Genomic DNA, 8,908 nt, shown 5'->3' with positions numbered 1-8,908 from the left:
CCCGCGGGATGGGCGGTGGGGGGCGTTTTCGATCCTGCGCGGGAAGCGGCGGGGCGGGCGGGATCAGAAAGGCTCCGCGGGAGGAGGGCGGGGGTGCGGTTTTGATCCCGCGGTTCGGGGGCGGGGGAGACGGAGGGGGGTCAGTGTCAGTGGGCGGGGGAGGGGAGGGTGACGTCGCGGACGTCGACCCCGGCGGGCGTGACCGTGGCGACCGCGTAGAGGAGGGACTGCGTCGGGTACCCGTGCGGGCGGTTGTCGCGGATGATGGCGCGGTCGTCTTCCGGGGGCAGGGCCGCCGAGGATCCGAGGAGCGCGGTCCACTCGGCCGCCCAGTCGGCGCTCGCCGCGGCGGGCCCGAGCGCCCGGAACTCCGGGAGCCACGCGGCGATGCGCGGGGTCTCCTCGTCGTCGAGGTCGTCGTGGGCGATCATGTGGGTTCCGGGCTCGATCGGAGTCTCCCGCAACTCGGCACCGTCCCACGAGAGCACTCGCGCGCCCTCCGGACCGACTTCGAGCAGATTGAAGCCGTGCATCGGCGGGGCTCCCTGCGGAGAACGCCCGGTGACCGCGGCAAGCGGAAGGGTGCCGCGGGAGACGGCAGCGGTCGCGGAGAGGTCCTGCACATCGGCGCGGTTGAGGAGCACGGCGAGGCGTCGTTCGGCGGGGTTCACGGCGAGCCAGGCCCCACCGGCGCGGCGGTCGCGGATGCCGATCACTCCCGGATACTCCTCGGGCCACCACGCGCCCAGGGCGTCCCACTCCCGGGCCGGGTCCTCGTCGCGGACGGCCAGCAGCCGCGCGGATCCCGCAGCCTCAACGTCGATCACCACCGTGCACACGCCTCCGAGTCTAGGTCGGCCGGGACGGGCGGGGACGGATCCGCCCGCGACGGCCCTGGCGTCCGGACCCTGGGGCAGAATCGAGGCGTGAACATCGTCGTGGGAGTCACGGGCGGCATCGCCGCGTACAAGACGGTGCACCTCGTGCGCCTGCTCACCAAGGCCGGTCATGACGTGACCGTGGTGCCCACGGAGGATGCGCTGCGCTTCGTGGGCCTGCCGACCTGGGAGGCACTGAGCCGGCACCCGGTGACGACGAGCGTGCATGAGGACGTCGCCCGCGTCCGGCACGTCGCCCTGGGGCAGGGGGCGGACCTCGTCGTGATCGCCCCGGCCACGGCGAACTCCCTCGCGAAGATGGCCGCGGGTCTCGCCGACGACCTCCTCGGCACGACGCTGCTCGCGACCGAGGCGCCGGTGCTCGTCGCCCCCGCGATGCACGCGGAGATGTGGCGGAACCCCGCCACGCAGGCGAACATGGCGACGCTCCGGGACCGCGGCGTGCACGTGGTCGGCCCCGCCGACGGCGAACTGGCCGGCGGTGACAGCGGCCCCGGTCGCATGGTCGAGCCGGAGGAGATCCTCGCCGCCGCCCAGGCGCTGATGACGCCGGGCGACCTCGCGGGCGTGCGGGTCGTCGTCTCGGCGGGCGGCACGCGGGAGCCCATCGATCCGGTGCGCTTCCTCGGCAACCGGAGCAGCGGGCGCCAGGGAGTCGCGCTCGCGGCGGAGGCGGCGGCGCGCGGCGCGGAGGTGATGCTCGTCGCGGCGAACGTCGCCGGGGACGTGCTCGCGGAGGCCGGCCACCCGAAGACCCGGATCGTCCGGGTCGGCACGGCTGCCGAGCTGTCCGCGGCGATGAAGGAGGAGGCGGCGACGGCCGACGTCGTGCTGATGGCGGCGGCGGTGGCCGACTACCGCCCGGTCGAGGTCTCCGCCCGGAAGCTCACCAAGGACCGCGGCGGCGTCGGCACGATCGAACTCGTCGAGAACGAGGACATCGTCGCCGCGCTCGTCGACACCCGGCGGGAAGGGCAGCTCATCGTGGCGTTCGCGGCGGAGACCCCGGAGGACGAGGCCGAGCTGCTCGCGCGCGCCCGCGGCAAGCAGGAGCGCAAGGGGGTCGACCTGCTGGTGGTGAACGAGGTCGGCTGGGAGCAGGGTTTCGAGCGTGGCGAGAACGCCGTGCACATCCTCGGTCGCGGAGGAGCCCTGGCACGGACCGCGGCCGGGACCAAGCGCGAGGTGGCGGCGGCCGTCTGGGACGAGGTCGCCCGCGAGAGGTGAGAGGTGGTGGAGCCGCGCACCGCCGAATGCTAAACTTGAGTCAACCAAACTCAACTTTCAGAAGGAGCATCTCCAGGAGGAGCGCATGACCACCCCGCAGACCGGATCCCCGAACCAGGAACAGCAGTCCGCCCTCGAGCAGTTCGGCATCAACCTGACCGACCGTGCCCGCGAGGGCAAGCTCGACCCCGTCATCGGACGGGACAGTGAGATCCGGCGCGTCAGCCAGGTGCTCACCCGCCGCACCAAGAACAACCCGGTGCTGATCGGTGAGCCCGGCGTCGGCAAGACCGCGGTGGTCGAAGGCCTCGCGCAGCGCATCGTCGCGGGCGACGTCGCCGAGTCCCTCAAGGACAAGGAGCTCGTCTCGCTCGACATCTCCGCGCTCGTCGCGGGCGCCATGTACCGCGGCCAGTTCGAGGAGCGCCTGAAGCAGGTGCTCAAGGAGATCACCGAGTCGGACGGCCAGGTCATCACGTTCATCGACGAGCTGCACGTGCTCATGGGCGCCGGCGGCGGCGAGGGCTCGGTCGCGGCGTCGAACATGCTCAAGCCGATGCTGGCCCGCGGCGAGCTGCGGCTCATCGGCGCCACCACCCTCAACGAGTACCGCGAGTTCATCGAGAAGGACGCCGCCCTCGAGCGGCGCTTCCAGCAGGTGTACGTCGGCGAGCCGACGGTCGAGGACACGATCGCGATCCTCCGCGGGCTCAAGGGGCGCTACGAGGCGCACCACGGGGTGACCATCTCCGACAGCGCGCTCGTGGCCGCGGCCTCGCTCTCCAACCGCTACCTGCCCGCGCGGCAGCTGCCGGACAAGGCCATCGACCTGATCGACGAGTCGATGTCGCGTCTGAAGATGGAGATCGACTCCTCTCCCGTCGAGATCGACCAGCTCAAGCGTCAGGTCGACCGGCTGAAGCTGGAGGAGCTCGCGCTCAAGCGGGAGAAGGACGCCGCGTCCAAGGAGCGCCTCGGAACCCTCCGCGAGCACCTCGTCGAGCTCGAGAAGGAGCTCGCCGGACTCGAGGCCCGATGGGCGCGGGAGCGACAGGGCCTGAACCGGGTCGGGGAGCTGAAGAAGCAGCTCGACGACGCGATCACCCAGCGCGACCTCGCCATGCGCAACGCCGACTACACGAAGGCGTCGAAGCTCGAGTACGAGACGATCAAGCGCCTGGAGCGCGACATCGCCGAAGCCGAGCAGGCCGAGGCCACCGCCTCGAGCGAACCGCGCATGGTGAACGAGCAGGTCACCGAGGAGGACATCGCGGCCGTGATCGCGGCCTGGACCGGCATCCCGGTCGGGCGGCTGCTGCAGGGGGAGAGCGAGAAGCTTCTGCACCTGGAGAACGAGCTCGGCAAGCGCCTCATCGGCCAGAAGGACGCCGTCAAGGCGGTGTCCGACGCGGTGCGCCGCTCGCGCGCGGGGATCAGCGATCCCGGTCGCCCCACCGGCTCGTTCCTGTTCCTCGGACCGACCGGTGTCGGGAAGACCGAGCTGGCCAAGGCGCTCGCGCAGTTCCTCTTCGACGACGAGCACGCCATGGTGCGCATCGACATGTCGGAGTACGGCGAGAAGCACTCGGTCTCGCGGCTCGTCGGCGCCCCTCCCGGGTACGTCGGCTACGAGCAGGGCGGTCAGCTCACCGAGGCCGTGCGGCGTCGTCCGTACAGCGTGATCCTGCTCGACGAGGTCGAGAAGGCGCACCCCGAGGTGTTCGACGTGCTGCTGCAGGTGCTCGATGACGGGCGGCTGACCGACGGGCAGGGGCGCACGGTCGACTTCTCGAACGTGATCCTCATCCTGACCTCCAACCTGGGCTCGCCGATCCTCATCGACCCCGTGCTCTCCGTGGAGGAGAAGCGGGAGCAGGTGATGGCCCTCGTGCGCCAGGCGTTCCGGCCGGAGTTCCTGAACCGTCTCGACGACATCGTGATGTTCCAGGCCCTCACCGAAGACGACCTCGCGCAGATCGTGGAGCTGTCGGTCGATCAGCTGCACGACCGGCTGCGCGACCGTCGCCTCACGCTCGCGGTCACTCCCGGGGCGCGGTCGTGGCTGGCCGAGCGCGGGTACGACCCGGTGTTCGGCGCCCGCCCGCTGCGTCGCCTCATCCAGACCGAGGTGCAGAACAAGCTGGCGACCGCCCTCCTCTCGGGTGGCGTGCACGACGGCGACACCGTCCGGGTGGACGTGGCGGCCGACGGCACGGGCCTCGTGCTCACCGCGACGACCCCCGAGCCGGAGGTCGAGGACGACGACGTGATCGAGGCCGAGCTGCTCGACGACTGATCGGGATCGGCAGACGACGAAAGGCCCGGTGGGCGTGACGCCTACCGGGCCTTTCGTGTGTCGCTGCTCAGGCGCTGAGGACGACCGTCTCCGCGATCGGACGGCGCACGCGCGGGGCGACCTCGCGCTCCTGCAGCACCTCCGGCAGAGCCTCGATGTCGCCGAACTCGCCGACGGCGATGACGGTGGCGGGGGTGAAGCGCGGCTCCAGGTCGGCGAACTCGCGGACGACCTCGGGGTCGAAGCCGCTCATCTGGTGCACGACGAGGCCGTCGTGGTGGGCCTGCACGGAGAAGTGCGCCACGGCCTGGCCGAGGTCGTAGAACGCGTGGCTGATCGGCGTGCCGTCGGCGGTCGCGGTCTCGGCGATCGCGACGACGAGGACGGCCGCGTTGCCGGCCCAGGCCTGGTTGAAGCCCATCAGTGCGTCGACGATCTGGGCGTGCAGGGCGGTGCCGCGACGGGCGACGATGAAGCGCCAGGGCTGGATGTTGTTGGCGGAGGGGCTCCAGCGGGCGGCCTCGAGGGCGGTGGCGAGCTTGGCCTCGTCGATCGGGTGCTGCGCGTCGTAGGCGCGGGGGCTCCAGCGGCCGGCGAGGACGTCGAGGACGGGGTGCTCGGTCGGGGCGGTGCGGTCGATGACGGGAGTGCTCACAGAAGTGCCTTTCGGACGGTGGGGATCGGACGCCGTCGTCCGGGTACACGGGGGAGGAACCGATGCATGTGCATGCATATTCCCGGAACCGTGTGCGCCGCGTCAGTCCAGGAGGTTGCGGGAGGCGGCGTCGGCGAGCGCGGCGCGGACGGCGCGGATCGACGGGGCGTCCGCAGAGACCCGGCGAGCGGAGGAGAAGATCTCCCGGCGCGGTTCGTGCGGGAGCGGGGCGAGGTCGACCGTCGGGGTATCGCCGGCCCACACGAGCTCGGGGAGCAGCCCAACTGCGAGTCCCGCGTGGATGAGCCGGACATGCGCGGTGAGGTCGGCGAGCTCGAAGCGCACGTCGGGCTCGAACCCGGCGGTGCGGCAGAGCTGCTCCGCCCACGCGCGGGAGGCGGTCCCGGCGGGTTCGAGCACCCACGGCTCGGCGCGGGTCGCCCACAGGGTCGCGACGGGATCGGCGGATTCCGACGCTCCCGGACGCCGGGCGAGGGCGATGGCGTCGTGGGCGAGCACCACGCGGTCGAGGTCGGCGTGGATGGGACGCGTGTGCCCCGGATACTGCTCCGCGAGGATGAGGTCGTAGTCGCGGCTGGAGACGCCCACCAGCCCGGACTCGGGGTCGCGCTCGGTCACCTCGACGCGCAGGGCGGGGTGGCGCGCGCCGAGGGCTGCGAGCGCGCGGGGCAGCAGGGAGTGCGCGGTGGACTGGAACACCGCGAGGCGCACGGTGCCGGTCACCTCGGTGAGCGACTCGGCGACGGCGACCTGGGCGTGCTCGAGCTGATCGAGGATGCCGATGGCCTCGGCCACCAGGACGTTCCCCTGCGGCGTGAACTGCACGCCGCGACCGACCCGACGCAGCAGCGGCACCCCGACATCACGCTCCAGCGCGGCGAGCTGCTGGGACACGGAGGCCTTGCTGTAGGACAGCGCATCCGCCACGGCGGAGAGGGTCCCGCGACGCGACAGCTCCACGAGCAGACGCAGGCGATGGACGTCGAGCACGGCCGTTCCGATCGTTCGGGAAGAGTGAACAGAATCCACTCGAATCGGTTGATAGACGGAGCCTACCGACCAGCTGGACAATGATCCAGCCGCACACGATACCCGGGTGTGCGAGGCCGAGGAAGGTACCCCGCTTCATGACCGTCATCGACGACACCACCCCCCGCACCGAAGAGGTCGCCGCGCTCGTGCAGCGCTGGCTCGCCGAGAGCGAGACCCACCCGGTCGAGCCGGCCGCCCAGCGCCTGTCCGAAGTGCTCAAGGATCCGAACGGCCTCGCCTTCACGGTCGGCTTCGTCGACGGCGTCATGCGTCCGGAGGATCTGCGGGTCGCCGGCCGCAAGCTCGCCGAGCTCTCCGACATCACGCCCACGCTGCTGCCCGGCTACCTCCGTGCCGCCATCAAGGCCGGTGGGTTCTGGGCGCCGAAGCTCCCGAACGTCGTCGTGCCGATCTCGCGGCGCGTGCTGCGGGCCATGGTGGGCCACCTCGTGCTCGACGCCACGCCGTCCAAGCTCGGACCGGCGATCGCCAAACTCCGCAAGACCGGCAACCGTCTGAACCTCAACCTCCTCGGCGAGGCCGTGCTCGGCGAGCGCGAGGCGGGCCGCCGACTGCAGGGCACGTACGACTTCCTCGCCCGTCCGGACGTCGACTACGTCTCGATCAAGGTGTCGAGCGTCGTCAGCCAGCTCTCCATGTGGTCGTTCGACGAGGCCGTCGCCGACGTCGTCGAGAAGCTCACCCCGCTGTACCGGCTCGCGGCGAAGGCCGAGGCGAAGGGCGCCCGCACCGGGACCCAGAAGTTCATCAACCTCGACATGGAGGAGTACCGCGATCTCGACCTCACGATCGCGGCCTTCACGAGCATCCTCGACCAGCCCGGCCTGGAAGACCTCGAGGCCGGCATCGTGCTGCAGGCCTACCTCCCGGACGCGCTCGGCGCCATGCAGCGGCTCCAGGAGTGGGCCGCCGCTCGCCGTGCCCGGGGCGGAGCGCCGATCAAGGTGCGCGTCGTCAAGGGCGCGAACCTCGCGATGGAGGAGGTCGACGCGAAGGTGCACGGCTGGCCGCTCGCGACCTACGGCACCAAGCAGGACTCCGACACGAACTACAAGCGCGTGCTCGACTGGGCGATGACGCCCGAGCGGCTCGACGCCGTGCGCATCGGCGTCGCCGGTCACAACCTCTTCGACATCGCCTACACCTGGCTGCTCGCGAAGGCCCGCGGTGTGACCGAGGCCGTGGAGTACGAGATGTTGCTCGGCATGGCGACCGGGCAGGCCGAGGCCGTCCGCAAGGACGTCGGCCGCCTCCTGCTCTACACGCCGGTCGTGAACCCGGCGGAGTTCGATGTCGCGATCGCGTACCTCGTGCGGCGCCTCGAGGAGAACGCGAGCCCCGAGAACTTCATGTCCGCCGTGTTCGAGCTGGCGTCGAACCCGACTCTGCTCACCCGCGAGCGGGAGCGCTTCGAGCGCTCTCTCGCCGCGCTCGTCGCCGACCCGTCGGTACCCGCGCCGAACCGCACGCAGGACCGCACGGCCCCGCGCCCTGCCGGCACCACGGACGGCTTCGCGAACGAGCCCGACACCGATCCGGCGCTCGCCGCGAACCGTGCCTGGGGCCGGGAGATCCTGCAGCGCTCGGTGTCGTCGTCGCTCGGCCGGGACGCGATCGCGGCCGCCCGCATCGAGACCGACGCCGAGCTGGACGCCGTGTTCGCCGCCGCCACGTCCGCCGCCGAGAGATGGGCGGCGCTCCCCGCCGCCGAGCGCGCCGCCGTCCTGCACCGTGCGGGCGATGAGCTCGCCGCCCGCCGCGGCGAGCTGCTGGAGATCATGGCGCACGAGGCCGGCAAGACCATCGCGGAGGCCGACCCCGAGGTCAGCGAGGCGATCGACTTCGCGCACTACTACGCGGAGCGGGCGAAGGATCTCGAGGCCATCCCCGGCGCCGAGTTCGTGCCGTCGAAGGTGACCGTGGTCACGCCGCCGTGGAACTTCCCCGTGGCGATCCCCGCCGGCGGTGTGCTCGCCGGCCTCGCCTCCGGATCCGGAGTGATCATCAAGCCCGCGAAGCTCACCCAGCGGTGCGGTGCCGTGATGGTCGAGGCGCTGTGGGCCGCGGGCGTCCCGCGCGATCTGCTCGCCCTCGTCGACCTCGCCTCCCGCGACCTCGGCACCCGCCTGGTCGCGAGCCCCCAGGTCGACCGGGTCATCCTCACCGGGGCCTACGAGACCGCGCAGCTCTTCCGCTCCTTCCGCGCCGACCTGCCGCTGCTCGCCGAGACGAGCGGCAAGAACGCCATCATCGTGACGCCGTCGGCCGACCTCGACCTCGCGGCCGCCGACGTCGCCCGCAGCGCGTTCGGGCACGCCGGGCAGAAGTGCTCGGCCGCGTCGCTGGCGATCCTCGTCGGGTCGGTGGCCGACTCGAAGCGCTTCGAGCGGCAGCTCGTGGACGCGGTCACCTCGATGCGCGTCGGGCTGCCCGATGACCCCGCCACGCAGATGGGGCCGATCATCGAGCCCGCGAACGGCAAGCTCCTGACCGCGCTCACCACGCTCGACAAGGGCGAGCGCTGGCTCGTGGAGCCCCGGAAGCTCGACGACGAGGGGAAGCAGTGGACGCCGGGGGTGAAGACCGGCGTGCGCGAGGGCTCGTACTTCCACCTGACCGAGTTCTTCGGACCCGTGCTCGGCATCATGCACGCGAAGGACCTCGACGAGGCCATCCGGCTGCAGAACGCCGTCGACTACGGCCTCACCGCGGGGCTGCACTCGCTGGACTCCGCCGAGGTCGCGACCTGGCTGGACC

6 protein-coding genes are annotated in these 8,908 nt (G+C 71.6%); 3 read left to right on the top strand and 3 right to left on the bottom strand.

All coding sequences use genetic code 11. The annotated features are described in order from the left end of the window. Window positions 1–146: 146 nt before the first annotated feature. Window positions 147–839 (bottom strand): NRDE family protein, encoded by a 693-nt coding sequence (locus CJ226_RS13380; protein WP_102209471.1) that lies wholly within the window; start codon window positions 837–839, stop codon window positions 147–149. A gap of 87 nt (window positions 840–926) precedes the next feature. On the opposite strand from CJ226_RS13380, the gene coaBC reads away from it, so the two are divergent. Both coaBC and CJ226_RS13370 read left to right on the top strand, forming a co-directional pair. Further along, the gene (coaBC, locus tag CJ226_RS13375) at window positions 927–2,126 is read left to right on the top strand and encodes a bifunctional phosphopantothenoylcysteine decarboxylase/phosphopantothenate--cysteine ligase CoaBC (RefSeq protein ID WP_102209470.1); all 1,200 of its coding nucleotides are present in this window, start codon (window positions 927–929) and stop codon (window positions 2,124–2,126) included. A gap of 85 nt (window positions 2,127–2,211) precedes the next feature. Beyond that, window positions 2,212–4,422 (top strand): ATP-dependent Clp protease ATP-binding subunit, encoded by a 2,211-nt coding sequence (locus tag CJ226_RS13370; protein WP_082802982.1) that lies wholly within the window; start codon window positions 2,212–2,214, stop codon window positions 4,420–4,422. Window positions 4,423–4,489: 67 nt separating this feature from the next. Here the strand turns inward: CJ226_RS13370 and CJ226_RS13365 are convergent, their stop codons facing one another. Together CJ226_RS13365 and CJ226_RS13360 are read right to left on the bottom strand one after the other, a co-directional pair. Beyond that, on the bottom strand, window positions 4,490–5,077 hold the full coding sequence (locus CJ226_RS13365) for a nitroreductase family protein (protein ID WP_025104923.1): 588 nt from the start codon (window positions 5,075–5,077) through the stop codon (window positions 4,490–4,492). Between the two features lie 102 nt (window positions 5,078–5,179). Continuing rightward, window positions 5,180–6,088 (bottom strand): LysR substrate-binding domain-containing protein, encoded by a 909-nt coding sequence (locus CJ226_RS13360; protein WP_102209469.1) that lies wholly within the window; start codon window positions 6,086–6,088, stop codon window positions 5,180–5,182. Between the two features lie 137 nt (window positions 6,089–6,225). Between CJ226_RS13360 and CJ226_RS13355 the strand changes: the two genes are divergently transcribed. Further along, window positions 6,226–8,908, top strand: a 2,683-nt coding sequence (locus CJ226_RS13355) for a bifunctional proline dehydrogenase/L-glutamate gamma-semialdehyde dehydrogenase (RefSeq protein WP_102209468.1), incomplete at its 3' end; no start/stop codon positions are given.

The organism is Microbacterium sp. UMB0228, from assembly GCF_002871415.1.
Classification (GTDB): domain Bacteria; phylum Actinomycetota; class Actinomycetes; order Actinomycetales; family Microbacteriaceae; genus Microbacterium.
The sequence above is the reverse complement of the archived record's forward strand: the minus strand, read 5'-3'. Positions and strand labels throughout refer to the sequence as shown.

Excerpts from the sequence above, each read along its gene's own strand:
- CJ226_RS13370 (WP_082802982.1), top strand. The coding sequence starts at position 2,212 with ATGACCACCCCGCAGACCGGATCCCCGAACCAGGAACAGCAGTCCGCC.